General features: G+C 40.3%; 20 protein-coding genes. 10 read left to right on the forward strand and 10 right to left on the reverse strand.

Annotation, left to right across the window (positions count from 1 at the left end; genetic code table 11):
* Nucleotides 1–37: 37 nt before the first annotated feature.
* Nucleotides 38–3,181 (reverse strand): efflux RND transporter permease subunit, encoded by a 3,144-nt coding sequence (locus AC27I2_RS17410; RefSeq protein ID WP_487204996.1) that lies wholly within the window; start codon nt 3,179–3,181, stop codon nt 38–40.
* Between the two features lie 11 nt (nt 3,182–3,192).
* Nucleotides 3,193–4,371, reverse strand: a complete 1,179-nt coding sequence (locus AC27I2_RS17415; RefSeq protein ID WP_487204997.1) for an efflux RND transporter periplasmic adaptor subunit — start codon at nt 4,369–4,371, stop codon at nt 3,193–3,195.
* Between the two features lie 288 nt (nt 4,372–4,659).
* Here AC27I2_RS17415 and AC27I2_RS17420 point away from each other — a divergent pair, with 288 nt between their 5' ends.
* Nucleotides 4,660–7,167 carry a zinc-dependent metalloprotease gene (locus AC27I2_RS17420; protein ID WP_487204998.1) on the forward strand — a complete coding sequence of 836 codons (2,508 nt, stop codon included), beginning with the start codon at nt 4,660–4,662 and terminating at the stop codon, nt 7,165–7,167.
* A gap of 65 nt (nt 7,168–7,232) precedes the next feature.
* Here the strand turns inward: AC27I2_RS17420 and AC27I2_RS17425 are convergent, their stop codons facing one another.
* From AC27I2_RS17425 to AC27I2_RS17440, 4 genes are all read right to left on the reverse strand, one after another.
* Entirely contained in the window at nt 7,233–8,021 is a 789-nt protein-coding gene (locus tag AC27I2_RS17425) for a PhzF family phenazine biosynthesis protein (RefSeq protein WP_487204999.1), read from the reverse strand.
* Nucleotides 8,022–8,037: 16 nt separating this feature from the next.
* Nucleotides 8,038–8,511: a pilin gene (locus AC27I2_RS17430; RefSeq protein WP_487205000.1), complete on the reverse strand. Its 474-nt coding sequence runs from the start codon at nt 8,509–8,511 to the stop codon at nt 8,038–8,040.
* Complete coding sequence (locus tag AC27I2_RS17435) at nt 8,508–9,329, reverse strand: hypothetical protein (protein ID WP_487205001.1); 822 nt, start codon at nt 9,327–9,329, stop codon at nt 8,508–8,510. Before AC27I2_RS17435 ends, AC27I2_RS17430 begins: the two co-directional genes overlap by 4 nt.
* A 64-nt stretch (nt 9,330–9,393) precedes the next feature.
* Nucleotides 9,394–10,008 (reverse strand): SemiSWEET family transporter, encoded by a 615-nt coding sequence (locus tag AC27I2_RS17440; protein WP_006792508.1) that lies wholly within the window; start codon nt 10,006–10,008, stop codon nt 9,394–9,396.
* 284 nt (nt 10,009–10,292) lie between these two features.
* Between AC27I2_RS17440 and AC27I2_RS17445 the strand changes: the two genes are divergently transcribed.
* Both AC27I2_RS17445 and AC27I2_RS17450 read left to right on the forward strand, forming a co-directional pair.
* The gene (locus AC27I2_RS17445) at nt 10,293–11,426 is read left to right on the forward strand and encodes a PepSY-associated TM helix domain-containing protein (protein ID WP_487205002.1); all 1,134 of its coding nucleotides are present in this window, start codon (nt 10,293–10,295) and stop codon (nt 11,424–11,426) included.
* A gap of 48 nt (nt 11,427–11,474) precedes the next feature.
* Entirely contained in the window at nt 11,475–12,626 is a 1,152-nt protein-coding gene (locus AC27I2_RS17450; protein WP_487205003.1) for a tetratricopeptide repeat protein, read from the forward strand.
* Between the two features lie 66 nt (nt 12,627–12,692).
* Here AC27I2_RS17450 and AC27I2_RS17455 read toward each other — a convergent pair whose 3' ends face one another.
* From AC27I2_RS17455 to AC27I2_RS17470, 4 genes are all read right to left on the reverse strand, one after another.
* A complete protein-coding gene (locus AC27I2_RS17455) occupies nt 12,693–15,518 on the reverse strand; it encodes a TolB family protein (protein WP_487205004.1) in 2,826 nt (941 codons plus the stop codon).
* Between the two features lie 126 nt (nt 15,519–15,644).
* Entirely contained in the window at nt 15,645–17,204 is a 1,560-nt protein-coding gene (locus AC27I2_RS17460) for a PH domain-containing protein (RefSeq protein WP_487205005.1), read from the reverse strand.
* Entirely contained in the window at nt 17,197–17,730 is a 534-nt protein-coding gene (locus tag AC27I2_RS17465; RefSeq protein WP_487205006.1) for a PH domain-containing protein, read from the reverse strand. The genes AC27I2_RS17460 and AC27I2_RS17465 overlap by 8 nt, the downstream gene beginning before the upstream one ends.
* Before the next feature lie 62 nt (nt 17,731–17,792).
* Entirely contained in the window at nt 17,793–18,644 is an 852-nt protein-coding gene (locus AC27I2_RS17470; RefSeq protein WP_487205007.1) for a D-hexose-6-phosphate mutarotase, read from the reverse strand.
* Between the two features lie 428 nt (nt 18,645–19,072).
* On the opposite strand from AC27I2_RS17470, the gene AC27I2_RS17475 reads away from it, so the two are divergent.
* The 7 genes from AC27I2_RS17475 (at nt 19,073) to AC27I2_RS17505 (ending at nt 26,669) form a co-directional block, all read left to right on the forward strand.
* Nucleotides 19,073–19,555 carry a MarR family winged helix-turn-helix transcriptional regulator gene (locus tag AC27I2_RS17475; protein WP_006792516.1) on the forward strand — a complete coding sequence of 161 codons (483 nt, stop codon included), beginning with the start codon at nt 19,073–19,075 and terminating at the stop codon, nt 19,553–19,555.
* Nucleotides 19,556–19,660: 105 nt separating this feature from the next.
* A complete protein-coding gene (locus tag AC27I2_RS17480; RefSeq protein ID WP_487205008.1) occupies nt 19,661–20,974 on the forward strand; it encodes a porin in 1,314 nt (437 codons plus the stop codon).
* A gap of 126 nt (nt 20,975–21,100) precedes the next feature.
* Nucleotides 21,101–21,496: a YbaN family protein gene (locus tag AC27I2_RS17485; protein ID WP_487205009.1), complete on the forward strand. Its 396-nt coding sequence runs from the start codon at nt 21,101–21,103 to the stop codon at nt 21,494–21,496.
* A 327-nt stretch (nt 21,497–21,823) separates the two neighbouring features.
* On the forward strand, nt 21,824–22,456 hold the full coding sequence (locus AC27I2_RS17490; protein ID WP_058403679.1) for a PepSY-associated TM helix domain-containing protein: 633 nt from the start codon (nt 21,824–21,826) through the stop codon (nt 22,454–22,456).
* Nucleotides 22,456–22,965: a DUF2271 domain-containing protein gene (locus AC27I2_RS17495; protein WP_487205010.1), complete on the forward strand. Its 510-nt coding sequence runs from the start codon at nt 22,456–22,458 to the stop codon at nt 22,963–22,965. Before AC27I2_RS17490 ends, AC27I2_RS17495 begins: the two co-directional genes overlap by 1 nt.
* Before the next feature lie 35 nt (nt 22,966–23,000).
* A complete protein-coding gene (locus AC27I2_RS17500; RefSeq protein WP_487205011.1) occupies nt 23,001–23,846 on the forward strand; it encodes a DUF4198 domain-containing protein in 846 nt (281 codons plus the stop codon).
* Nucleotides 23,847–24,137: 291 nt separating this feature from the next.
* The gene (locus AC27I2_RS17505) at nt 24,138–26,669 is read left to right on the forward strand and encodes a TonB-dependent receptor plug domain-containing protein (protein ID WP_487205012.1); all 2,532 of its coding nucleotides are present in this window, start codon (nt 24,138–24,140) and stop codon (nt 26,667–26,669) included.
* Nucleotides 26,670–26,719: the final 50 nt, after the last annotated feature.

A 26,719-nucleotide genomic window follows, 5' to 3' on the forward strand; every position in this document is an offset into this window, starting at 1 on the left:
GTTAACACTCAGTCCTTTTTTTATTGTTTAGCAAAAATTAGCTATCAACTGACACTTCTACACTTCCTCGTTTAAAAATACGTCGGTAAGTGTTTTTAAATAATGCCCCAATATCACCTAATATAATGTACAAACAAGGTACAAGAATAAGCGTAATTAGGGTTGCAAACATAACTGCAAACCCCAGCGCAACCGCCATAGGTATTACAAACTTAGCCTGTAGGCTCGTTTCAAACATAATAGGCAGTACACCTGCAAACGTGGTGATTGAGGTGAGCAATATTGCTCTAAAACGCGCACAGCCGGCTTCAATTACGGCATTTCTAACGCTAACCCCTTGCTTTCGCACCTGGTTTACATAATCAGTCATAACCAAGGAGTCATTAATTACAACACCCGCCGCAGCAATAAGACCAAAGCCAGACATTAAGCTCATATCAAGGTCAAACCAATAGTGCCCCCAAATAGCCCCCGTTAAGCTAAACGGAATAACCGACATAACAATAAGCGGTTGTGAATAGCTTTTTAGCGGTACAGCGAGCAGTATGTAAACTAATATCATGCCTCCTGCAAAAAACAACATTTGCTCATTGGCTTGCGCCTGTTGCTCTTCAATGGCACCACCAAGTTCTGATTTAACGCTTGGGTATTCTTCTTTAAGCTGTGGTAATAAGTTATCTTTTACCTGTTTAACCACTTCGCCCGGCTCAATTTGCTCTTCATCAATACTGCCGTACACATAAACAGTTCTGTACCCACCTTCACGGCGAATGTAGCTAATACCGGGTGTTTCGGTTAGCTCAACCACATCACCCAATAACACTTCGCGCCCAGTTGGCGTGGTCACCACAGTATGTTTGAGCGATGAAAATGCTTCGCGTGTGAGTTTAGGGTAACGAACCATCACACGGACTTCTTCACCATTTCTAATTACGCGTTGTGCTTCGCCACCATAAAAGCTGGCTCCCACTTGATTGGCAATACTGGCAAGATCTAACCCCAAGTCAAAGGCAACGGGTTTTAAACTCATTTGCACTTCTTTACTGGCTGGATCTATGGTTGAGCTTATATCAAACAACCCTTCTTGCTGTTGAAGCAATTGAATAAAACGGCGCCCAGCTTCGTTTAATGTATCAATGTCAGACCCAAATAGTAAATAACCAAACTCTCCTCCACCGTTGCCGCCACCGCCGCCTACGTCGTCTTGAATAGTTAACGATTTAACACCTGCAATAGTAGGCATGGCCTCACGCCATCGGCGCGACAATTCAAACGCATCGTAAGGGCGTAAGTCTTCATCAACTAATGGGGCTAATAATTGCGCCTCAGTACGGCCTTGGTTAAACACGAGTAAGTCGCGGATAATTTTTTGGCCTGTTTGACGCTCTGTTTCATTGTCTACCTCAAGCACCATCGCTTCTATTTCGCGAATAGCATTAATAGTTTGAATGTCGGATACGTTGTCATTCATTTCAATATTAATTTGTGGGAAATCATGTGGAACTTTAGGCGAAGGAATAGTGCGCACCTGATTTGAAGCAATTAATGCAAAAGTAACGACTAATAAAGCAATAAAACTAAATAAAACAGTCCAACGCCATTCAACACACTTGGAAACAAACCGTTTATATGGGCCATTTACAAAACCAAAAAAGCGGGTATTAAATCTATCTCGCCAGCCACCTTTTTTTATAGGGGTAAAGTGTGTGTGTGCAATATGCGCAGGTAGTATGAGTTTCGATTCAATTAAGCTAAATACCAAGCACAGCATTACAACAACAGCAATACCGTAAAAAAAGGCACTTTCAGGGCCGCTCGAAAGCGTAAACGGTGCAAATACGGCAATGGTAGTAAGTACACCAAACGTCGCTGGGGTCGCTACACGCTTTGCACCACGTACAACGTTATCGACACCGCCGCCACTTTTTTCAACTTCGCTGTATGCGGCTTCGCCGATGACTATGGCGTCATCCACCACAATCCCTAGCACCATGATAAACGCAAATAACGAGATAATATTTATGCTAATACCAAATAATGGCATCACCATCATCGCGCCTAAAAAGCATACCGGTAAACCTATCATTACCCACAATGCCAACTTAAAGCGTAAGAATAGCGACAACATAATTGCGACTAAAATCGCACCTTGAAGAAGGTTTAATTTCATCATATCTAAGCGTGCATTTAGGTAGTACGTCATATCCATTAAAGGTTCTATACGCACACCCGGTGGGAGCTCTTTATTTTTTTGATCAATATACGCTTTAACCGACTCAGCTACCGGAATAATATTTTGTGATTGCGTTGCTTTTACTGATAAATAAACAGCATTTTCACCATTAAACTTAAAATAACGCTCACCTTCAGTAAATTGATCTTTAATTGTAGCAATATCTTGCAGCAAAACTTTGGCACCATACTCGCCAATTTTTACCGGAATTTGTCTAAATTCTTCGCCTGAATAAAACTGATTTTCTACTCGAACTGAAATAACACCCGCATCCGTTTTTAACTGCCCAGCCGAAAAGTTAGCAGAGTAACGACGCACAGCATTCATAACATCTGAAATTGTTAAATTGTACTGGCGTAATGTATCAGGATCGATTTCAATCGCTATTTCATCAAGCGGTACATCATTGACCACAAGCGATACATTCGATAATTGCAGCAATTCATCTTCAATATTGTTTGCTATCGGCTTAAGCTCAAATAAAGGCAAGTCAGCAACCAGTGTCATGCCTATTACATCTTGTCTAAATTCAATCTGACTTATGGTGACCGGTTCCATCCCTGCTGGAAAAGTAGCTATACCGTCAACACGCAATTTTACTTTATCAAGCACATCGGTGAGCTCTGCGTCTGTATGAATTTCAAGACTTGCAGAGCCGCCGTTTCTAAATGCGCGATACACGCCTTTTTTTATTTCGGTAATATCTTTAAGTGATTCTTCAATTTTTATAAGAATACTTTCTTCAATTTCCTGAGGAGAGGCACCTGGGTAATTAGCGTTTACGTTAATATAGTTAATTTCTATATTAGGAAACATTTGTCGCTGAATCGTTTTGTAGCTTAAAAAGCCCATAACAATAATAAACAACATCATTAAGTTTGCAGCAACCGAGTTATTAGCAAAATAAGCTATTAACCCTGTTTGTTTTGTTTGTGTTGATTCACTCATTGTATTACACCTTAAAGCTGTTGCGTATTTGAGGTGCTCACATCAGAGCTTTCAGGTGCCGGTTGCGCACCTGCTATTTTAACTTCCATTCCCTTTTGAGGGTATTCTGGTAACGTAACCACCAGCTTATCGTCAGCTTTTAGGCCACTACTAATATAGAAGTACTCGCCTTCTTCTCGTATTACCGTTACTTTTCTTGGTTCAAGGGTTTGGTTTTCACCAACGACCCAAACGGTTTGGTTGTTAACAAGCGCCTGGGGTAAACGATAGATATTATTTAATGTTGTACCGGCAAAATTAACCTGTACGTAACTGCCAAACTTAATTGCTGGCTGCTTATTTTTAAGGCCATACGGGTCTTCAATTCGCACCACTAAACTGCTCATACGTGTTGCGTTATCTACAATGCCTAAATCGCGGTCAACAACGCCTTCACGGGTAAAGCTATTAAGGCCTTTTTGAATAACGGTTGCAGTAATCCCTTTAATGCGCTCAGGCAAAAACACACTATCAAAGCCTGCAATAGGAATAATAACTTCAGCTGTTTCTATATTGTTTAACTCAGCAACTTGAGAGCCCATTGTCACGTATTGGCCCACACCTACATTACGGCTCACAATAAGTGCATCGTAAGGTGCTTTAACATCACAGTTTTCTAAATCGCGCTGCGCACGTTTTAATGCCGCTTGAGCTGACTTTACATTTGCTTGCGCACTAAGCACTTGAGGCTTACGTAAAAATAAATCTGTACGCGCTTTACTTGGAAAGCGTTTTGCTTCGTCTTCAGCTACTTTTGCTTGCGCTTGTTCTTCAATCAAACCCGCTTGGGCGCGAGCAAGTTCAGCTTCAGCCACGAGCACTGCAGCTTCGTAGTTATCTTTTTCAATTGAAAATAAGGTTTCACCACGCGCTACAACCCCACCGGCAACAAAGCTCGGATGCCAACTCAGTACCTCTCCCGATACCTGTGCAGACAGTTGTGTATTTTCCAGCGGCTTTACTTCACCATAGCTGTTAATTATAACCTGATGGTCGTTAGCCGAAACCGGCTCAACTTGAACGGTTGGTCGCGTATCAACTAACGCCTTTTTTTCTTGCTCACTGGCAAGCGCGTTTATTGCTTTAAAACCAACAACCCCTATCGCAAGCGCAACAAATGGAAAAACCCATCTAAGTGAATTTGTTTGCATATCCTAATTACCCCAAATTTCTATTAACGCCATAATAACAGAGCTTAATTAAACAATTACGTGACATTTGTAAGCAACTGTTACAAATGTGCATTAATTATACTTCTCATAATGAATTGTTTAATTATAAATTAGATTGTATAGCCATAAAATTATATTTTGTTACAAACTTTTACTATTTAAAATCAATATATTAAATAAAAAAGGTATTATTTCATCGATTTGTTGTACGAAACAAATTGAAATTACGTACAGTAAAAATAAATTAACAAACGAAAAGATGACATTATGAAACTAACCACCCTAACTCTTGCGCTCAGTATTGCCCTAAGCGGCCATGCTTTTGCCGATGACAAAAAAGACGAAAAAAAACCAAAAACATTAAGTGAAATGATCAAAGGACAAACCGAATTTGCCGGTGTATTTAACCTTTATCAGGACGAAAAAACGGGTAAGCACTTAATGGTCATTAACGAATCGCAGCTTGATACTCCTTTCGTTTATTTTGCTCATACTGTTGATGGGGTGACTGATGCAGGACACTTTCGTGGATCGTACCGTGAAACCAAACTCATTGAGTTTAGAAAGTACTTCGACCGTATCGATATTATAAGTAAAACACCTCGTTATAAATTTGACGAGAACAGTGCCATTTCAAAAGCCAGCAATGCAAACATTAGTGAAGCCGTGCTTGCGAGTATTAAAATAGAAAAAGAAGAAGACGGTAAAATTGCATTTAACGTCAATAAGTTATTTTTAAGTGAAGCACTTCATAAAGTATCTCCAACTATTAACCCTGCAGATAAAAATGCTAAAAAACGTTTTAAAGTAGGCAAACTAGACAGCAAAAAGTCGCGCATAATTAAACAGCGTCCTTACCCTAATAATTTAGACGTTGTCGTAGATTACGTATTTACCAATGCAAGTCCAACCGTTCGTGGCTCTGGCGCAATAAGTGACCCGCGTAGTGTTTCGGTGAAGGTTCAACATTCATTTGTAGCACTTCCAAAAAACAACTACCAGCCTCGTTTAGACGATGCGCGTATTGGCTATTTCACAAATCAGTTTGATCAAATGACGTCAACTGATTGGACGCCTTACGAAGATGTAATTAAGCGCTGGGATTTACAAAAGAAAGATCCAAGCGCTGCACTTTCAGAGCCTGTAAAACCAATTACATGGTGGATAGAAAACACCACACCAATAGAGTGGCGCGATACAATAAAAGACGCCGTACTTGCATGGAATAGCTCTTTTGAAAAAGCAGGCCTTAAAAATGCCTTAGAAGTAAAAGTACAACCTGATGATGCCGACTGGGATGCAGGCGACATTAATTACAATGTACTGCGTTGGACCTCATCACCTAAGCCTCCCTTTGGTGGCTACGGGCCTGCATTAGCAAACCCGCTAACAGGAGAAATACTGGGCTCAGACATCATGCTTGAGTTTGTATTTATGAAAAATCGCTGGATTTACGACACCCTTTATACTCAAGGCGCTATGAGCCACGGCAATAATACACATACTGGTGAATTAAACTGCTCATTAGGTCATGAAATTCAACAAAACCTTATGCTTGCAAAAGGCTTAGCTACTGGCGATAGCATTGAAGAAAACGAAATGATACGCCAAGGGTTAACACAGCTTATTCTGCATGAAGTAGGCCATACATTGGGCCTTAACCACAACATGAAATCATCTATTTTGTGGGATGAAAAAGAAGTCCACGATAAGAGTAAAACTCAAGGTATCGTAACGGGCTCAGTAATGGATTATGCACCAGCTAATATTGCGCCAATTGGCATGCAGCAAGGTGATATTTTTCAAACTAAACCAGGTCCTTACGATGACTGGGCTATTAACTACGGGTACAGTACAGCACTGGCTGATGCATCTGCCGAGCAAGCTCGTCTGAATAAAATTCTTGCGCGCTCTAGTGAGCATGCATTAGCGTTTGGTAACGATGCTGACGACATGCGTGCGCCGGGCCGTCATATCGATCCCCGTGTTATGATTGGTGACTTATCATCAAACCCAGCAGCCTATGGTGCAGACCGTATGGCACTTATTAATAAACTGTTTACTGAGCTTAAAGATAAAGCCACTGTTGAAGGCGACTCTTACCAGCAACTTGTCACCTCAGCCAATAGCTTATTTGGCCAATACAGATCGCAGGCAGGTATTGTGTCTCGTCAAATTGGTGGAGTGTATGTTGAACGTGCCGTTGTAGGTGATGCAAACGCCGACAACCCCTTCACTCCTGTGCCACTTGAAAAACAAACCCAAGCCATGGAAATTTTAGCCGAATACGTGTTTGCACCTGATGTATTACAAAGCATGCAACCGCTTTATAATTTCATGCAGCAACAGCGCCGCGGGTTTAATCATTATGGTAAAAATGAAGACCCTAAACCTCATAAAATGATTTTAGGAATGCAAAAGTCTGTGCTTGCACAACTATTGCATCCGGCGGTTTTACTGCGTATTTCAGATACCGCGCTATACGGAAACGAATATAGCTTAAATCAATTTATGGGGGATTTAACAGCGAGCATTTTTGTTAAAGACGCAGAAGCCAGCTCAATCAGTCATAACCTACAAATTGAATATGTAAATCAACTGATTGCCATTGCAGGTTTAGGCAAACCAAGTAAGTTTGATAACCTCGCTAAAACGGCTGCGTTATATCAGCTAACCGAAATAGCGGATACAAGCCTGTCATGGGGCGCAGATACCGCAGCTAAAGCACATAAAAAGTACATTGATCGCTTAATTGCAAAAGCACTAGAAGCGTAAATAGTTGTAACAAAAAAAGGCCACGTTAATTGTGGCCTTTTTTATAAACTTAACTCAAATCACCCTTAAAGGTAAATTGTGCCTTTTAAATACCTAACTGCATGACCTGTTAATGTTACCGTTGACTCCCCTACCTCGCACTGTAAATGCCCACCTCGGCTAGATGCCTGATAGGCAGTTAATTGTGTTTTACCTAACAATTGTGCCCAGTATGGGGCAAGCCCTGTATGAATAGAGCCCGTAACATAATCTTCATCACCGCCGCTGGCTGGCCAAAAATAACGAGAAATAAAGTCGTATTCATCACTAGGTGCTGTTGCAACTACATCGTGTGGCCCTAACATCTTTAATACTGCAGAGTCGGTAGTTAAGTTCTCTACCTGCTTAGCCGATTCATAAACTGCAAAGTAAGCTTGGCGATTTTTAAGTACCTTAACAGGTTGTATAGACAAGCCATTTAACAATGCATGTGGCGGGTTTTTAACCTCTACTGGTGCTTGTTTAGGGAATGTCATAGCAAAGCTGCCATCATTGTTTTTATTAACAATAAGCTCGCCTACTGCATCAGCTATAAACCGGATTTGCGATACATCATGTTCTTCACATAAAACATATGCAGCAGCCAAAGTGGCATGGCCACAAAAGTCTATTTCCATTAACGGTGAGAACCAACGAATAGCAAAACGGCCATCGGTTTGCCTACAGGTAAACGCAGTTTCAGATACGTTGTTTTCAGCGCCTATGTTTAGCATTAGGTCATCATCCAACCACGACTCAAGTGGGATAACAGCTGCATAATTGCCTTTAAATAAAGCGTGTGTAAACGCATCAATTTGGTGAATAATTAATTGCATTAGCTTCCCTTGTATTTTAAATACACGCCGAGGGTAATAAATCTTTTGGCACTGAGGTTTTATTTTCACCAATCGCTTTCATACCTGTTACAGGCTCATCAAAGCCGCACAACCAAGAAATTGGGCTCAAAGGGCTACCTTCAACAACAGCTGGTCTAAACGTCAATGTTGTATTTTGTAAAGGCCGAGATGCTTTGTTACCTAAAGTAATATGTATAGCACCGTTTTTAATAGTAATTCCCGTTACCCTATTCCCTATTAAGTATTGACTAGCAGGCACACCCGCTTCTTCATTATTATTAGGAAAACGTTTATTCTCGAGGTAAAACACAGTTACGTCTTCTCTTATTGCAGCCGCCATAGCAAGGGGATCAACAAGCTCTGCCTTTTGCATGTATTTACTGTATTGAGGCAATGCTACAGCAGCCAAAATACCAATAATTGATACAACCACCATTAACTCTATGAGCGTAAATCCTTTTGCTTTCATAATACTTCTCCATACATAAATAGTGGTTTATAGGCCGCTGAAACAAACAAATAAATAGAGACAACAATCACTGCACCATAAACGATTATAAGTTTATTAATAAAGTATTTTGCGCGCTGATTAAACTGTTTTAACTGCTGCTGTAACAGTACTTCAAACTCATTTTGAGCATTTAACCCCAGCGCTTCACACTCATATAAATGCTTTGTCTCTGTGGTTGTAACACCTGAATTTACTGAGCTTAATGGAAAGAATAAAATAGCAATTAGTGTTTCGTAGTTTTTGACTAGTTTTCGTGGGAAAAACACTTTAAACAAGCCTGAAAACGGCTTTAACTCACTCAATATACTGGCGTTTTTGAGCTTTAAAATTACGCTGAGTATAAAACTAAGCAGCAAAAATAATGATATGATCGGAACATACCAATAGCGAAAATAGCTATCAAAGATATTGTGATCATGTTGTTGATTCATGCTGTACATGTCTACAAATGCAGGGACAACAAAAAGTTGGTAAAGAAGAGAAGATAAACAAAAAAACGCAAAAACAAACGTCAAATAAACAAGCCAGCCTTTATGCTCAAATTTAAAATCGTTGATTAATTTGGGTAAACACTGGTAATAAGTTGCACTTTTTTGTGCGACTACTTCGTCTTGCGACATAACACCCGCAACTAGCATTTTTGCAAGTTCACTATCGTCGTTATCGCCTTGATATATATTCAGACTCGCCTTTTCACTTAGTCTTAGCTTATCGCTTTTGTTTAACTGTGCTGAACTATTTATTCGGCATAAATAGCCAAATTGCTCCCAATTCATACTCTATCCTTTGAATAACGATAAAGTAACATGCCATATATTTATCTAAATATAAATGAAAACATTAAGCCATTATCGGTCGCATTTTATAATATTGCATACAACCAAATTGCACGGCATTAGTCAGCAACAACATGATAAACATAAGTAAGTGTGAAGTACTTGGTGTGGTATTTGTTAACTCAACAACTAAGCCACAAATGCCCGCTATGAACTGCAAACTAAAATAACGAGCACTTAAATTACTTACATCACCTGTGCGCAGCGTTTTGTAGGTTTGTGGCATTACGCGCACTGAGCTCATCACCAATCCTACATAAGTAAGTGCGTTGAGCACCCATGCGGTATCAAAGTTTGGACTTAATAACAGCGAAAACGGCATAAGCGAAAAGCCAAGCATAAGTACTAACTGAAGCCGTTCTTGCTTTGCGGCGTTGTAACGGGCAAAAAAGTACAAGATCAAGCCGCTTAATACGCCTGTTACAAAAAAAGGTAAAGCAATAAAGTATCGCTCAAAATAAATGTTATACGTTATGAAATAGAGACTTTGTGCGACTCCAAATGTCATCATCAGCAAAGATAAACCAGAAACACTTCTGTTTTTTCTAATTTTATTTAGCAATGGTAAAAAGCTAAAAAGTAAAATAAATGAAGACAAAATAGGCAAATAGTGCGCCAAAACAACCTCGCTGTTACATAACGGTTACTTTAATTACTTAATAAAAACATTTATTAAACATCTGTTTTAAAAGGCTTTTACTGTGAGCGCGGCATTGTAGAGTGAAGTTAATTTAACTCAACTAAACAGCAAAAACCCTTTTTAGTAACTGGAAACTTATATTTACAAAATATGTTATGTAATGTGCACAGTTTATCAGTTTTCCGAATTCTTGTACTGCCACTATTAAATGCAAATAACAATTGATATCATTTGTATATAAATAATTTAAATAACGACAACCCATGAGAAAAACACTTTTCAAAATTCATAGCTGGATTGCTCTCATTGCAATTATTCCATTAATTGTAATAAGTATTACTGGCAGTGTGCTTGTATTTAAAAGCGAGATAGATGGCTTACTTATGCCCGAAAGTCATTTTGTGATTAGCACTCAACCTGAACGTTTGAATATGGATGAGTTAATTTCCATCACTCAGAACGCTTACCCTGAGTATGTCATTGGTAGCTGGGAAATTTTTAACGACGATACTGCTGATCGGGTTTACTTAATCGAGCGCGAGTCGCAAGTTTGGTATAAATTTCATTTAAATCAATATACTGGTGATGTTTTGTCAGCCCCAGTGGGAACGAGCCATTATTTTACAGATTGGTTTTTAGAACTCCATTACACCTTTTTACTCAATGATTTAAAAAGCTTACCAGGCCAAACAGGCACCGTTTTGGGGTTCTTTTTTGCTTTATTTTTATTGGTGCTTGGAATTACAGGCCTCATTATTTACCGAAAGTTTTGGCAACGCCTATTTACCGTGCGTTGGCGCGCAACATTGCAAATCGTATTAAGTGATATTCACAAAATGACGGGCGTTATTGGCTCACCTATTTTAATTGTTTTAGCTATAACCGGTGGTTATTTTAATGGTGCCGTTTGGTATCACGAAGTACTTGAACACGCTGAAGAAGAACATTATGCCCTAACCAAAAACCTGTATAGCAAAAATGTTTCCTTCCAAGATATTTTAGATGACAGCAAGCAACAAATAGCCACGTTCAACAGCACTTACTTGGTTATGCCATTAGAGCCTGATGACAACATTACTGTATTTGGTGAAGTAAATTCTAATAACCCACTGGCAAGTGAATACGCTAATACCGTTTCGTATAACAAAATCACTGGTGAGCATATTGCCAATTGGGATATACGCCAAGTAGGTCTTGGCTGGAAAGTATTAGACAGTTTTCGTAAGCTTCACTTTGGATATTTTGGTGGCCTAATAAGTAAAATACTGTGGAGTTTTATAGGGCTAAGTCCACTATGGCTAAGTGCTACTGGCTTTTACTTATGGTTAACACGCCGCAAACGTAAAAAACAATCGCAAAAAAATCGTCATAATAAACAACGAACAATAACCGCTTGATTAAAAAGTCACCTCAATGTAATGTTAAAAATCACATTGAGGTGGCTTATGAAATCTATAGTATTAGTTACATTATTTTTGGTATTTTTAAGTGCATGTAAAAGCACTCCAACAACGCCTACAGTTGAGCAACCCCAGCTTACTGCGCTTATTAATCACACCCGCTTTAAACAAATAGACACTCCCAGCGAGTTGAGTATTTTTGAATTGCCAAACGCCGAAAAAAAACGCTTTTTAGCTTATGCCGACCAGCAGCAACTAAATGGTGTTAGAACCGATCGTATTATTTACAACTATTTAGAAAACCAACTTAGCGATTTTAGTTACCATGGTGACACATTAACTTCTTCGCAAACTCTTACTCGCGCACACGGCAACTGTATTAGTTTAGCGGTTCTTACACAAAGTTATGCAAATGCGCTGGGGCTAGAAACCAGCTTTCAAGAAGTTACTAGTGAACCTGTGTACGCAAAAGAAAGTGGAATGGTCTATGTAGCTAATCATTTCAGAACCATGGTATATGCACCAAAAGTTGAGAAAAAAGAGAACGTTATTCAAGTTTTTCGCCCAGGTACCCTGATTGATTATTTTCCTACACGCGGTAGTTTTTATTCTGGCAGCGCCAGCTACAACGACTTAGTTGCGAAGTTTTATGGCAACTTAGCAGCTAAAGCATTTGCTGAAGAAAATCTTAACGCTGCTTATTCTTTTATTTTACAAGCCAATAAATTTACCCCGAATGATCCTGAGCTTTTTAACATGGCGGGTATGTTACATCGCCGTGCGGGAGATTTAAAAAACGCAGAAGTAATTTACGAAACAGCAATAAACAATAATTTATCGAGCGTCAATTTAGTTAATAACTATCAATTATTAGCTAAACAACTTGGTAAAACTGTACTTGCAGAGCAACTAACCAGCCAATTAAATTACAAAGAAAGAGATCCTTATGAACTGCTTGCTCTAGCAAAAAACGAATTACAAACCGGTTATATTAATCGAGCAAAAGACCACTTAGAGCTCGCTTTATTTAAAGCCCCCTATATCTCTGAGTTGTACCTCGAGCTTGCTAAAGTTCGCTACCAGCAAGGTAAAACTGAGCGTTCAAAGCGACTTCTCAAAAAAGCAATTGAATACGAACGAGACGATAAAAAGTTAGACGTATATCAAGCCAAATTGTTGTCGCTACAATATAAATAGCAGGCTAAATTGAACTGTGGTTAATCGATTTACTACCCACAGTTCAGATTAGCTCATTAAATTTATTTAAAGCGAATAATAAAAGCTCAGCCATGCACGCATTTCATCATCAAAGCTGCTGCCCTCAACACGCGACACCCCCACATTAAATGTTAAATCGTTAACACCCGCAGGCCCCATGCCAAAGCTAAAATCACCTTGGTATTTTAAACCGTAACTCTGTGCGTAAACGCTGTCATCTAATTGATGTTGAGTGTAATACAGCCACGGCATACCTTCTTTATAAGTAACTCCGCCGCCATATCCTTGGTAACGCTCGGCAGTTGCACTATAAAAAGGCAGATCAGCAGCAAGCACAAATTCACTATTGTAGTGTTGGTTTATAAGATTGGAGTTAAACCCGCCTAGCGCAAGGCGTGCATCGTCTCGCTGCTTTTGAGTAAAGTTGATGTACAAAGGAGCGTTATACACCTTACCAAATATGCTCGCATCGAGATCATAACCTTGCCAATTGTTTTCACCTTTACCTTCGTACCAACGAGCATTAACACGTTGTCCTATAGCAAACGTTTGGCGGTCATATTGCCAACTTTGAGCAAAACCTAAACGCGCCCAACGGGTATGGCTTTGTTTATAATCGGTATAGTTATAAGCCAGCTCGGGCGTTAGACTTAATTGTCCAAACTTAAGTGGATAGCTCATTGCTACAAACCCACCACGCGCATCTCTTTTTGTATTTAAATTGCTTGGGGTTACAGTTTGATATTGACGAGAAGTATCTAAGTTGTAGTCATACAAAGCGAGCTTAAACTTAACATCAAGCGCATTATATTTAGCATTTACAAACCCGCCATGTAATGCGCTATCGTTTAAATCAATACTATAACCCGCTTGCAGGTCTAGCTGCTTTAATAAGTCACTGCTTTTAATACCCAGACTTAATAAGCTGGTCGATGCAGAATAATACTGAGAACCCAACGCAAAGGTTGCGTGCTGATCAAGTACTGCATAATCGCGCTGTTCGCCAACGTCTTGGGTGTATACTTTAGCCTTTGGCATCGTATGCTCGTTAACCATTAATAGCGGGGCTTTGCTATTAATAGCTAAATCGGTCACCTTGGTGCTAATACTAGTATTTGCTAGGCTTTTTATATCAGGGCCGTCGGCATGAATCGATAAATAAAGCAGCGTTTCATCTTGCATTTCAATGGGGTGAGCAACCGCTTCTTGCCCATGTGTTAAACGCTTTAGGGTATTACTGGCTATATGGTAATTATAAATATCAGTCGTTTTATTTAATCCCGCAACAAAATAGATTGATTCGCCATTATCACTAAAGCTAGGTTGAGTTAAATATTGATACCCGTTTGGCATAGGTACAGGCCGGCTAATACCACTATCAACATCTTGTATATACATTTGCCAGTTTTCGTTTAAAGAAGCTGATAAATAAACTAATTTTTTATTATCGGGGCTGAGCGTGGGGTAATCGTATGCAGTATTTAAGCTTTTTTTGAACAACGGCGTTATGGTACCGGTATTGATATCTACTTTTACTAATTCAGAATAACCATCACGTATTTGCTCTGCATACACTGCTTTACCGTCGCTTGTTGCATTAAAGCGTCTTAGCCCTGCAAACTCGGTTAGCTTTTCTACGTTGCCGGTTTCAATGTTATAGCTAAATATATCAGACACCCGATTATAAATGCCCGACTTTTCAGTACTATAAGCATTAAAATACAGTGTCGTGCTATTTACCCATTGCGGGTTAGCTATACCTGCCCGATTTATTTGATTAAGCACTTGTTTTTGTTCACGCTTAAACACGCTCGGTGGCGAATCCGGTATATCGAGTGGGTCTTGCTTAATTAACTCATTTTGTGCCTTTTCAAAGATCTCCATCGCTTTGGTGTTATCTTCGGTGCTATAAATAACGAGCTTAGTATTACGCTTGGCATCACGCTCTACTATTGCAAGCTTACTGCCATCATGTGAAAGTGCTGGATTGCTTGCGTATAAATCAAGCTCAAGCCATAGCTCACTATTGAGTGATTGCTCTCCTTGCTCTTGCTGCATGGCCTTATACGTATATTCAGCAATAAAACGGCGATATAACTTCGCTGCGCTTTGGCCAAACACACCTTCAAATGCTTCATCAAAATCACGCGACTTAACTGCTTGCATTCGGGTCCATACACTATCAAGTATTTGCTCAGAAAATGTTTGCTCTAGCCAATATAAAAACCGACTGCCCATCAAATAGGCCATAGAGCCCCCCATAAAGCCATTATCACTATTCAATTGCCCATAGGTTGGTAGCGCACCTTGTTGAGCAAATTCACGTAATATCGACTCAGAGTAATTATCAAATAAGCGCCCTCGTCCGGTCATTTTAGATTCAATTAACGTTGCATACCCTTCAGCAACCCAGCGCGGCGTATCACTGTAGGTTAAATCGTAAATATCCCACAAACCGCGCACTTTTTGCTGCCAGTGGTTGCGTGTAGGCTGGGCCAAATGCACTAAATGAATGTATTCGTGCAACACCAGTAACTGCTGCCAACCAGAACTGTTTGAAATCACCGTATCAGACTGCGGTGGGGTAGTAAAAAGTGCCATTACTGGGTTGCTTGATGTAGGCAAGGCAAACCCGTTCGCCGCATTTACAGGGTCAAACACGACAACATCGACTATTTCATCGAGTGCACGATTTTGTTGTTCAAGCACTTTCGTGCGAACTATTTCAAGTTCAACCGCGGTCGATTTAGCAAAATCAATATGCTCAATGCTGTAGTGCACATTAAAATGCTCGGTATGAATGGTTTGCCAATCCGCAGCGAACGCGGGGGCAGCGAGCAACAAAGCTGAGGCAATGAGTAACTTTTTCACAATAATCCCTTAAGTAGCATTTTCAATAATGCTTAGAGTATTATTAAACTCACTGAGTTTGCAGTAAAAAAGTGTAATAAAGCATGTGCAAATGTGTTTTCGCACATACTTTATTGTTTGCAGTAATTACATCCAACTACGAGTGTCTGACTCAGCCTGTTTAAGCGTAAAATCAATCACAAAATCAGCGTCTTGCTCTTTTATGTATGGCATAAACGCAAAGCCATGAGCAAGTTGTATATACAGGCTTTTCAATCCTGATCTTCGCATTAAGTAGGTACTTTCGCTGCTAGCACTTTGTACTTTATAAAGTTCAAACACGCGGTAATGTACGCCAATCATGCCCTTACGCACAACCATGTAAAATCGGCCATCATCTTCATGTAAATAGTAACCATAACGTTGATACGACAAGGTAACCAAGCCAGCAAATACACCAAGAACACCCAAGCTGATAAAGTAATTAAACTCATTAAAATAACAAAACACAGCAACAAGTAGACTAGGTAACAATGCATACAAAACTAAGTTTTTATACCAAAGTGCTCGCTCTGCCTGCTTAAATGCCAGTGCGCTGTTGTTAAACCACGGGTAAATCCACTGGCATACGCTGTTTACTTGCTCGTTATTTAATACAGGTAAGACTAAGGTTTGTTTATTTTTCTTAGCGGCCATACCCGCCATTGCACCACCGCTACTCGCTTGCAAAAATTCAACGGTAAAGCGCTTAAGTAACCGGGCAATAATATTTTGCTTAATGACAATCGACTGCACTTTGTCTAAGCTCATCGATAACTGGTGGCGCTCTAATAAACCGGCAATGCGTTTAAACTTTTTACCTTTAAAATAAAGCTGATAATTATAAAACCGAATCAGCGACATTCCCACCGAAAGCAAAACAGCAATAAGCACCACAAGTACAAACATTGTGAATATAGCAAATAACGCTGCACTGGCTACAAGACCAAGTTCTTGCTCATAAAACCCTTCTACTTTTGTGATTAATTGCTTTTCAAGCACATCGGCTACCACATTTATGAGTGGTGCAATGGCGGCTAGCGCTAAAATAGCCATGTTTGACATTAAACCAAACTTGGCTATTTCTTTGTTTGAAATAAACAAACTACTTTGCTCAGTAGCCTCGTCTGTTTCTACTTCACTGTCTGGCTCAAGTTGCTGTTGGGCCTTGTAAGCAAATATTTGCTTTCGCATTTGCTCTGCGTAACCTTGGGTTACGCCCGGCAATACAGCTTCTTGAGCCGCGCTACCTGCCGCATCAAAAATACAATTAACCAGCGTTACTGGTTTAAAGTAAAAAGGCTCAGCAATATTTACATTTTGTACTCGCTCAAATTTAAGCGTTAAACGTTCTTTTTTAAAAACGCCTTTATTGAGTAGTATTTCGTTATCGCTTGAAATACAAAATCTAAAGTTTCTGTAATATAAAACCGAGTATAAAAGCAAAGCACTTACAGCCACTGCTGCTGCAATTTGCCCCCAGAAGAGTTTGTTTTCTACTTGTGTAACAAATACAAAACCAAGCGGTAATAGGTTAAATATACCGTCGCGCACAAAACGCACACCAAAATGGACAACAAAATACACAAGTGCCCAAGGCGATACTTTTTGCCACAATTGCGCCTGGCCAGCATCCGTTTGTGTGGTATGAGGTGTAAAGTCACTCATCGGCTGGTACAGCCTGAATAGACGTTTGTTCTTGGCGGTAATCTTGAACAAACTGGCGCATATTTTTACAATCCGTGTGTGTAAGCCCGCTTACTTGCAAATCGGCACTCATGCCACCGGCGCTATACAGCTTTAAACTGGCTAAACCCAGCTTTCGCTCAATGGGGCCACGGTGTATTTCAATGTGCTGCACGCGCGCTAGCGGTAAAATAGTAACCCGCTGCCAAATAATTCCTTTTTTAAACGCAATGTCGTGCTGACGCATAGCCACACCCTGCAATTTAATACTCGCAACGCTGTAAAGCATAGAGATGAGTATTAAAATAGGCATACCAATTAATAAATACGTTTGCATATTATTGGCGAAGTTTTCGTTGAAGTAACAAATAGCGGCTAATATTGCGCTAAAAGGAATATAAAATACTAACCAGTTAAGCTGAGCATGGAGCAGTGCTTTATCGGCAAGCGCTTTAAACTCAATGCTTTTGTGTTGTGGTAAATCCGTTATTTGCTGATTATTAAACACACTATTTCCTATATTGTTTTTTATTATTTTAAAATTTAAGAATCCTAATCAAGCATATCTTATTATGCCCACTCTATAGATGTTACCAACGTATGGCTTTGCTGTGGTTCAAGGGTAACCGCATCCTCTAATACATTAGCGGCTTCTAGGCATAACATGGTTTTGTATTCATCGTCAGCAAAATTAGACAAGCGCTTTGATTTTTCAATCCACGGATTCCAAAGCACACACGAACTAGAGTTTGCTCGCCCAACCTTGATAACGCCTTCGGGTGTATTAATGTATTGCACAGGTGCAGCTTGGGTGTAAACCATATCGGTTTCACGTTCAAAGCCAACAACCGCTTGTTGCGTAAAAGGCCCTTCAGCAAATTCAATATATTGCGCGCCTTGCAAGCCTTCAACGTGTGTATTAGTAATATCTGATGTTGGGAAATATGTGTGCAGCGCTTGTGTATAGCTAAACGCCTTGCTGCCTAAATTTGTTGTGGTTAATTTTACTTCAAGAGAATCACTTAAAACAAATTCCACTTTTAATGCCGACTCGTGCGGCCAATATTCAGAGTTAATAAGCTTCACAGGGAGCTTTAAACTAACCGTAATACACTCGTCAGATTCATGCACCTCGTCGGCTTGCCATACACTAGTGCGAGCAAAACCATGTGCGGGCCAGCCAGTATTTACATGCGCGCCAAACCATGGCCAACAAATAGGAATACCACCGCGAATACTCGTGCCTTCTGAGAACGTTTCATTACCCGACACCCAAATAAGAGGTTGCTTACCCTTCGGTGTAAATTGCGTAATTTGGCCACCTTGCAAAAATATTTTTGCATTGCATAAATCACTTTCAACGTTAATAAACTCAAGACCTGTTTCGGTGTGTTCAATACTCACTGATGGCGATAACTTCATGCCTTTCCCTTTAATGTTAATAATCACAACGTTCAATACTCTTACATATAACGTAAAGTATAAACCAATCAAATAAATTTTTGCTCACTAAGGTAATCATTGTGAGCATATTGATAGTTGTATATCATAAGCTTACTTAATCTACACTTTGATTAATTGCACACCAAACACATAAAATACACTTTTAAAAAAACAATTTTAGCGGTGTACCTATTACCTTAAACAGCGCTAAAACGCTTAATTAAACGCCCCACCTATTAGAAATACTTAATTAAAGTGCACTTGCTTCAAGGTAAATTAGTTTCTACTCTAATTAATAAAGACGAGTAACTGCAGTAAAAAATTAAATTTTTAATTTGAATTCAATTTATTTGATGTGTAACATTTCGCGATTATGGCAAAGCATTGCTTTTCGACGAGATAAACACATGCAAAAATATGACGAGTTATTGGTATCTTTACGTAAAGTGATCCGAGCGATTGATTTACACTCTAAGCAACTTAATAAAACAGCCGGTTTAACTGGCCCGCAGTTGCTTATAATGCACGAAGTGTCTCAAACTGATGGCATCACTGCTAGCCGCATTGCGCAAAATGTAAATTTAAGTCCAGCAACCGTGACCAATATTCTCGACAGAATTGAAAGCAGAGAGCTGGTTACGCGCGTTCGAAGCCAAATGGATAAACGTCGAGTGAGCTTACACCTCACCGAAAAAGGGAAAGAATTACTACTAAAAGCCCCTCAACCATTACAAGAACACTTTATAGAAAAGTTTTCTGGTTTGGCCGAATGGGAGCAGTCTTTATTACTTTCCTCTATGCAGCGCATTGCAGCCATGATGGATGCAGACAAATTAGACGCCTCACCACTACTTGAAGTGGGTGCACTAACACAAGCGCCTAAAGAATAAAAAACGAACAATAAAAATATAAAGGTTTTGTACTAAGCTCTTAACCCAAGGTGTTATTAATATCTTGGGTTTTAATTTTTAACCAAACAAAAAGAAGCAGCTAATATGACCAAACTCTCAAAATTATCGCTCGCATTTATTTTAGGTAGTGTTTCGAGTACTTCTTACGCCACTGATATCGATACGCTTCAAAGTCAATTAAAACAACTACAGCAGCAAATGAAGCTGCTTGAACAAAAACTAGTTGAAGAAAAATCTAAACAGCAAAAAATCAACGAACAACACCAAGAGCAAGTTGCACTTATCGAGAAAAAAGCTGACCAAAACGTTGTGGTGGCAGAAGCGCCGAAAGAAAAAAGCAGCGGCATAAAGGTAGGCGGTGCTATTCGTACTAACTTTAGTTATGCATCGTATGATGACGATAACGAAGATCGCGGCGGCGACTTTGATTTTGACGTTTTTAGACTTAATTTTTCTGGTGATGTAGGCGACGTTATTCTTAACGCAGAAATTCGCTTTTTTGATTACATGACCGCAGTAAAATATGCTTATGCAGCGTACGACTTTGCAGACGATTGGCAAGTACAAGCAGGTATTACCAAAGTACCTTTTGGTAACTGGCCTTATAATTCACACAACTGGTTTTTTAACACCACCTATTACATCGGTTTAGAAGATGATCACGATTTAGGCATTATGTTTAAGCGTAAAATTGCAGATAACTGGCAACTAGATCTTGGCTTTTTCAAAAACGATGAGCTTGGTGGCGTAGATGGCTACGTTGACAACCGCAGCGATCGCTATTCATACGATGTAGTTGGCGTAAGAGCCGCCGAAGATGGTATTTACGCAGAGCCTGCAACGCAAATAGGCGAATACAACACGTTCTCGGGTCGTTACGGTTACCATTTTGAACACGACGGCGGCACAACCGAGTTAGGTTTTTCTGCGTTATCTGGCGGGTTGCATGATGGCAATGACCGCGCAGGCGACTATTATGCATGGGCTATGCACCTAAATAGCAATATTGATGCATGGAACTTTCAACTTCAACATGGTGAATACAACTACGACATAGATAATATTGATCGTATGGCCGTAGGTGCTTATTCGTTTTACGACAGCATTGCCGCAGAAGCAACCATGACCAATGCAAACATCGCTTACAGCATGCCAGTAGAATGGGGCCCGGTGACAGACCTACAATTTTATAACGATTACGGTGTTATTTACGATAAATCTGACAACAGCGCAGATACGTGGATGAACGTGACGGGTGTTTCGGTAGCGGCTGGAGGCTTGTTTACTTACTTTGATTTAGTGCACGCCAAAAACCAACCTTTCGTTGGTGGATCGATTGCCGGTGACAGTAGCGAAACAGAAAGACGCTTTAATATAAATATTGGTTATTATTTTTAATAACCAAGTCTACAAAAAAGGACATACTGGGTATGTCCTTTTTTATTGAAATAGCGTTTTAGTTTTATAATACATGTAATATTGGCCTACACTTTAAATTAGTCGCCACTCACTATAGCGTCGTCAATGAATATAAAATCGTCACTTATCTGTTATAAAAACGTAGGGTTAAAAATGCTAGGCTTAACCTTAGTGGCGCTAGGTATTGTGGGAATTATGCTACCAGTCATGCCTACCACTATATTTTTTATTTTGGCGCTAACCTGCTTTACTCGATCGTCCCCCGCGCTTGCACACTGGTTACTTAACCACCCTCGTTATGGCATAACCCTGCAACAATGGCAGGCTCACAAAGTGGTACCAACCAAAGCGAAGTGCTATGCCGCTGTCGGTATGCTTATTGGATTTATATTTTTACTACACTCTACAGCGCCTATTTGGGTTGTATACCTTGTAGCAGCAATAGAAATTACAGTCATGATTTACCTTATTTTAAGACCCTCACAACCCCCTAAGCATTAAACCTCGTTTAAACGCACGAACTAGGTCAAAAACTTCTTTGACCTGAACTCGGGATAATAAACCTGTCTCTAGCCGCTATTTTCAGCGCTAACTTCATTAAATTTACTTGCAATAGGCCAGCTATTGACGCGTAAATTTGCCTTATTTTCATTGAAAATCTCTGGCTATAAAAAACAAATTTAAGTGCCACTATTATTCAATATTTTAGTAACTCTCTTAACTAGGGTTCAGGTTATTTAAAGTAATAATGTAAAGTTACGTAAGTAAATTTGTAATAAGTAATGCAAATCATTATCATGTGATAAATTTCATTACATTAAATTATTTATGCCGTTTATTAATAAGCGAGCTTTGTATAGTACAAGCCGTGCCCTACATATTTATATTTCTACCGCTTTGTTTTTTTTACTCATTCTATTTTGCGTTAGTGGCATTGTACTTAACCATGTTGACTGGCTTAAAAACGACAAAAGTAATGGGCAAGTAACCGCAACTATTCCAGCTGAGCTTGTAACAAAGGCAAACTCGCAGCTAAACACATTACCTACGCTTTACCCAGAAATAGAAGCCTATTTAGCAACGCAGTACGCACTTACTAAAGTGAAAAGTATTGAGTGGGAAAAAGAAGATGCACTTGTCATGCTCGACTACCCCCTTCCGGCGGGTTTTGCTTACGCTGAGCTTGACTTTACAACTGGCGAGCTAAACCTCGAGTACCAAACAGGTGGGTTTTTAAGCCTAATAGGCGATTTGCATAAGGGCCGACATAGCGGTGCAGTGTGGAGTTGGGTAATTGATATTTCAGCGGTGTTGATGATTATTTTTGCCATCACCGGCATGATTATTTTATTTCAAAACAGAAAAAAACGCTTAGCAGGTATATGGATAACCGTTTTAGGCATTGCCACGCCTATGGTTATTTACTTGTGCTGGGTACCTCAAATTAAAGGAGTGTCTTAATGTTAAAAGTAAGTACTGTATTTAGCGCAGCATTATTAATGGTTGCCGCGTTATTTCAAACAACGGCTCAGGCACAAGCGCCACAGCTAGAAATTGAACTCACCCTACCCGAGCTTGATGTACAACCTTACCACCGACCGTACGTTGCCGTATGGCTAGAAACACCAGAGCGCAAGCACGTAACAACGCTTGCACTATGGGTTCAAAAAGCAGAATGGTTTAAAGACTTACGCCAATGGTGGCGTAAAGCAGGCAAAACCGATATTAATTTTGACGGCATAAGTGGTGCAACTAAGCGACCTGGTACTTATACAATTGACTGGCAAGGTAAAGATTTAGACGGCAATGCCGTAGCGCCGGGTAAATACCTGTTAAATATTGAAGTAGTTCGTGAAGAAGGCGGCCGTGATTACCAACGCCTTGAACTCGATTTAACAAACCCAGGTAAAATTACCATCGATGGGAAAAAAGAGTTTTCAACCAGTTTTGTTACCGTAAACGCTAAGTAGTAGCTATTTATAATTCGAATTTAAAGGAAAGAAAAATGAAAATTAATTTATTAAAAACAGCATTAATTGGCGCACTTAGTTTATCAGCGCTGGTATCTACTTCAGCCAGCGCACATGGCCGTTGGTTATTGCCATCACACACCTCACTTTCTGGCGATAAAGCGCATTACGTAATGATTGATGCCAGCATTTCTAACGAAATGTTTGCACCCGACAAAGCCTTTAAGCCAAAAGAAAAAGACGCCCAATGGGACGACACATTACTAATGGCACTTATGCCAAATGGCGAGCCTGTTAGCGACACTATTCGTGCTTATTACTTAAAACGTAAAAGTTCAGCAGCAATAAGCTTAACTGAGCAAGGCACCTACCACATTGCAATGACACAAAAGCCAATGTACATGACCTTCTATAAAGACGAAGAAGGTAAACGCAAGCGTGTATTTGGTAAAAAAACAGATGCTAAATTACCTAGCAACGCTCAAGGCGTGCGCACCACTAAAGTTATTTCAACAGTCGATACCTTTGTAAGCCGCAACGGTACATCTAAGCCAGCCCTATTAGGTTTAGGCTTAGAGCTAAGTGGCCCTACACACCCAAATGACTTATTTGTTGGTGAGCAAGCGCGTTTTCAGTTACTACAAGACGGAAAACCAGCAGGCGAAGGCATTGAAGTTAATATTTTAAGAGGCGATACTCGCTACCGTAACGAACGTGGCGAAGTAAAAGTAATCACCGATAAAAACGGCTTTTTTACAACAACATGGAACGCACCTGGTGTTTATTTAATAGAAACCGCAACCGAAGTTGATGTGAAGGAAAAAGGCGTAGATTCGGGTCGTTATGCTTTATTTACAACGCTTGAAGTAGCGCCTGAGTAAGTATTTAGGCACTCATTTAAACATATTTTTAAGCCAAGTTTTTAACTTGGCTTTTTTCTGCCTATCACTTTTTTTGCAATCTCTCTTTTACTTTTATTGATTTCGTCACCATTCGCCACAAGATTACAACAGTAACGATCTAATCGTCTATAACGTACGTAAACAGTGGCCTTACTTATTAAAAACGTGAATAACATAGATGGTTTTTATCTTTGCACGTAGCTGAGCGCTTCTATATGATTCGCTCCTTTTTCAAACTCACCAAAACAACGACGTTCTTAAGGAACATTCATGACTTTTAAGCGTTTATCAGCCAATAAATTAGCACTTAGCTTGGCCGTAACCTCTGCACTTAGCAGCTCTTTCGTTACAGCTAATGCAGCAGAACAAGATACCCAAGCACAAGAGAATATCGAAGTAATCTCAGTAACAGGGACTCGCCGTAGTTTGCGAAGTATTGCTGAAAGCTCAGTGCCTGTAGATATTATTACTAGCAGCGACATGGCAAGCACAGGTCAACTTGAAATCAGCCAGGTTCTTGCTAACCAAGTACCCAGCTTTAACTTTCCAAGTGCCACTTTAGGTGATGGAACAGATCACGCAAAACCTGCTGTACTGCGCGGCTTAGCGCCCGATCACACTTTAGTGCTTATCAATGGTAAACGTCGTCACTCTGGTGCGCTTTTAAACTTAGCGGGTGTTGTAGGCAGGGGCTCTACCGCGGTAGATTTAAACATGATCCCTACATCAGCCATTAAGCGCGTAGAAGTACTTCGCGATGGTGCCGCAGCGCAATACGGCTCAGATGCCATTGCCGGGGTGATTAATATTGTTTTAAAAGACGCCTCTGAAGGCGGCAGTGTAAGCTTAACCTATGGTGAATACGACACACAAATGGCAGGCGCACCTAACTTAGAAAGCACCTACGCAGATGCAAACGGCGATCTTGCATTTAACCTAGGTGATGACCGCGAAATTAGCGATGGCACAACACGCACTATTAGCGCTAACTCTGGATTTGCATTATCAGACAGCGGTTTTGTAAACGTATCGATTGAATACCGCGATAACAGCCCAACACAACGCTCTGGCTTTGACCCTCGTGAACAATACAGCCGCCTTGACGATGGCAGCCTAGATCCGCGCGAATTTACTATTGATCGTTACAACCATCGTTTTGGTAAAGCAGACTTAGAAGATTACGCTTTATTTTACAATATGGGTTACGAGCTAGATAACAGCCTAAACCTGTATTCTTTTGGTAGCTACTCAAAACGAGAAGGTAACTCAGGTGGTTTTTACCGTCGTTCACAAGACAGCCGTAACGTATTAGCACTTTACCCAGATGGCTTTTTACCGCAAATTGAAACCGATGTTGAAGACTACTCATTAGCCCTAGGCTTAGAAGGTGAAACGGGTGACTGGACATGGGATGTAAGTACCAACTACGGTCGAAACGATTTTGCACTAGGTGTTGTAAATAGCTTAAATACGTCTCTGGGCGCCATCAGCCCCACCGAATTTGATAACGGCGCATTAGTTTATGACCAATTTATAGTCAATGGTGATGCCAGCACAACCCTTGATTTAGGGTTACCTGACGACGTATTTTTTACTCTAGGTGCTGAATACCGCCACGAAAGCTATAAAATAGAACAAGGTGAGGAAGCCTCATACATTACTGCCCTTGATAGCAATGGCAACCCAATTGCAGCCGGTGGCGCACAAGTGCTTTCGGGTTTTGGCCCAGAAAGCGTAACCGATGAAAGCCGTCATAACGTTGCACTATTTGTTGAGTTTGACACCTACCTAACTGAAAATTGGAACATGGTTTTAGCAAGCCGCTACGAAGATTACAGCGACTTTGGTAACACTTTTACCTCAAAGCTTGCAACACGTTACAGCGTTAACGAAAACCTGTCGCTACGTGGGGCAATTAGCACAGGTTTCCGTGCGCCATCGCTTGCACAGAGCTCGTACCGTCAAATTTCTACTGTACTTGAGAACAACCAAGCGTTTGAAGTGGGCCTATTCCCAACAGATGCACCAGCAGCACAAGCCCTTGGCGCAAAACAGTTAGACGCTGAAGACTCAGTTAATTTAACAGCTGGTTTTGTATACACCCAAGGTAACTTTAGCTTAACGGTTGATGCCTACCGTATTGATATTGATGACCGTATTGTGCTCTCGGAAAACTTAAGCGGTGTCGCAGTACAACAAATTTTAGCGGATGCTGGTGAGTTAAATACCGAAAGCGTGCGTTACTTTACCAACGCCATCGACTCGCGCACACAAGGCGTAGACATTGTTGCAACTTACCTACTACAGCTAGATAACTTTGGCGACGTGCGCTTAAACGCAGCAGCTAACTTTAACGACACCGAAGTAACACACGTTGACGATAACCCTGAGCAATTAAACTCATTAGGTGACGACTATGTTGTATTTGCACGTCGTGAAGTGGGTCGTTTTGAAGAAGGCACACCAGACAACAAATGGAACCTGTCGGCAGTGTGGAACTTTAACGAATGGCAAACAACTTTGCGTGCAACACGTTATGGTGAAGTTGCCGATATTTCTACTACCGCCGATCGTGATGAATACCTAGACGCTAAATGGATAACCGATTTAGAAGTTGCGTATCGCCCTAATGATGAATGGAAATTTGCACTCGGTGCCAACAACTTATTTGACCAATACCCGCAAGCCACGGTCGATAATATTGGTTACTCTACCTTTAGCCAAATATTCCCATACACACCGTATGCACCATACAGTTTAGATGGCCGCTTTTTATACGGTAACATTACCTACAGTTTTTAATTAAAACTGACGTTTAAAACGAAAAGGATGCTTTATGCATCCTTTTTATT

Source organism: Pseudoalteromonas sp. NH0006-46, assembly GCF_057547735.1.

Bases quoted from the DNA above. Each gene is read 5' to 3' on its own strand.
- AC27I2_RS17410 (WP_487204996.1), bottom strand. From the start codon at position 3,181: ATGAGTGAATCAACACAAACAAAACAAACAGGGTTAATAGCTTATTTT.
- AC27I2_RS17415 (WP_487204997.1), bottom strand. From the start codon at position 4,371: ATGCAAACAAATTCACTTAGATGGGTTTTTCCATTTGTTGCGCTTGCG.
- AC27I2_RS17420 (WP_487204998.1), top strand. From the start codon at position 4,660: ATGAAACTAACCACCCTAACTCTTGCGCTCAGTATTGCCCTAAGCGGC.
- AC27I2_RS17425 (WP_487204999.1), bottom strand. From the start codon at position 8,021: ATGCAATTAATTATTCACCAAATTGATGCGTTTACACACGCTTTATTT.
- AC27I2_RS17430 (WP_487205000.1), bottom strand. From the start codon at position 8,511: ATGAAAGCAAAAGGATTTACGCTCATAGAGTTAATGGTGGTTGTATCA.
- AC27I2_RS17435 (WP_487205001.1), bottom strand. From the start codon at position 9,329: ATGAATTGGGAGCAATTTGGCTATTTATGCCGAATAAATAGTTCAGCA.
- AC27I2_RS17445 (WP_487205002.1), top strand. From the start codon at position 10,293: ATGAGAAAAACACTTTTCAAAATTCATAGCTGGATTGCTCTCATTGCA.
- AC27I2_RS17450 (WP_487205003.1), top strand. From the start codon at position 11,475: ATGAAATCTATAGTATTAGTTACATTATTTTTGGTATTTTTAAGTGCA.
- AC27I2_RS17460 (WP_487205005.1), bottom strand. From the start codon at position 17,204: ATGAGTGACTTTACACCTCATACCACACAAACGGATGCTGGCCAGGCG.
- AC27I2_RS17470 (WP_487205007.1), bottom strand. From the start codon at position 18,644: ATGAAGTTATCGCCATCAGTGAGTATTGAACACACCGAAACAGGTCTT.
- AC27I2_RS17475 (WP_006792516.1), top strand. From the start codon at position 19,073: ATGCAAAAATATGACGAGTTATTGGTATCTTTACGTAAAGTGATCCGA.
- AC27I2_RS17480 (WP_487205008.1), top strand. From the start codon at position 19,661: ATGACCAAACTCTCAAAATTATCGCTCGCATTTATTTTAGGTAGTGTT.
- AC27I2_RS17485 (WP_487205009.1), top strand. From the start codon at position 21,101: ATGAATATAAAATCGTCACTTATCTGTTATAAAAACGTAGGGTTAAAA.
- AC27I2_RS17490 (WP_058403679.1), top strand. From the start codon at position 21,824: ATGCCGTTTATTAATAAGCGAGCTTTGTATAGTACAAGCCGTGCCCTA.
- AC27I2_RS17495 (WP_487205010.1), top strand. From the start codon at position 22,456: ATGTTAAAAGTAAGTACTGTATTTAGCGCAGCATTATTAATGGTTGCC.
- AC27I2_RS17500 (WP_487205011.1), top strand. From the start codon at position 23,001: ATGAAAATTAATTTATTAAAAACAGCATTAATTGGCGCACTTAGTTTA.
- AC27I2_RS17505 (WP_487205012.1), top strand. From the start codon at position 24,138: ATGACTTTTAAGCGTTTATCAGCCAATAAATTAGCACTTAGCTTGGCC.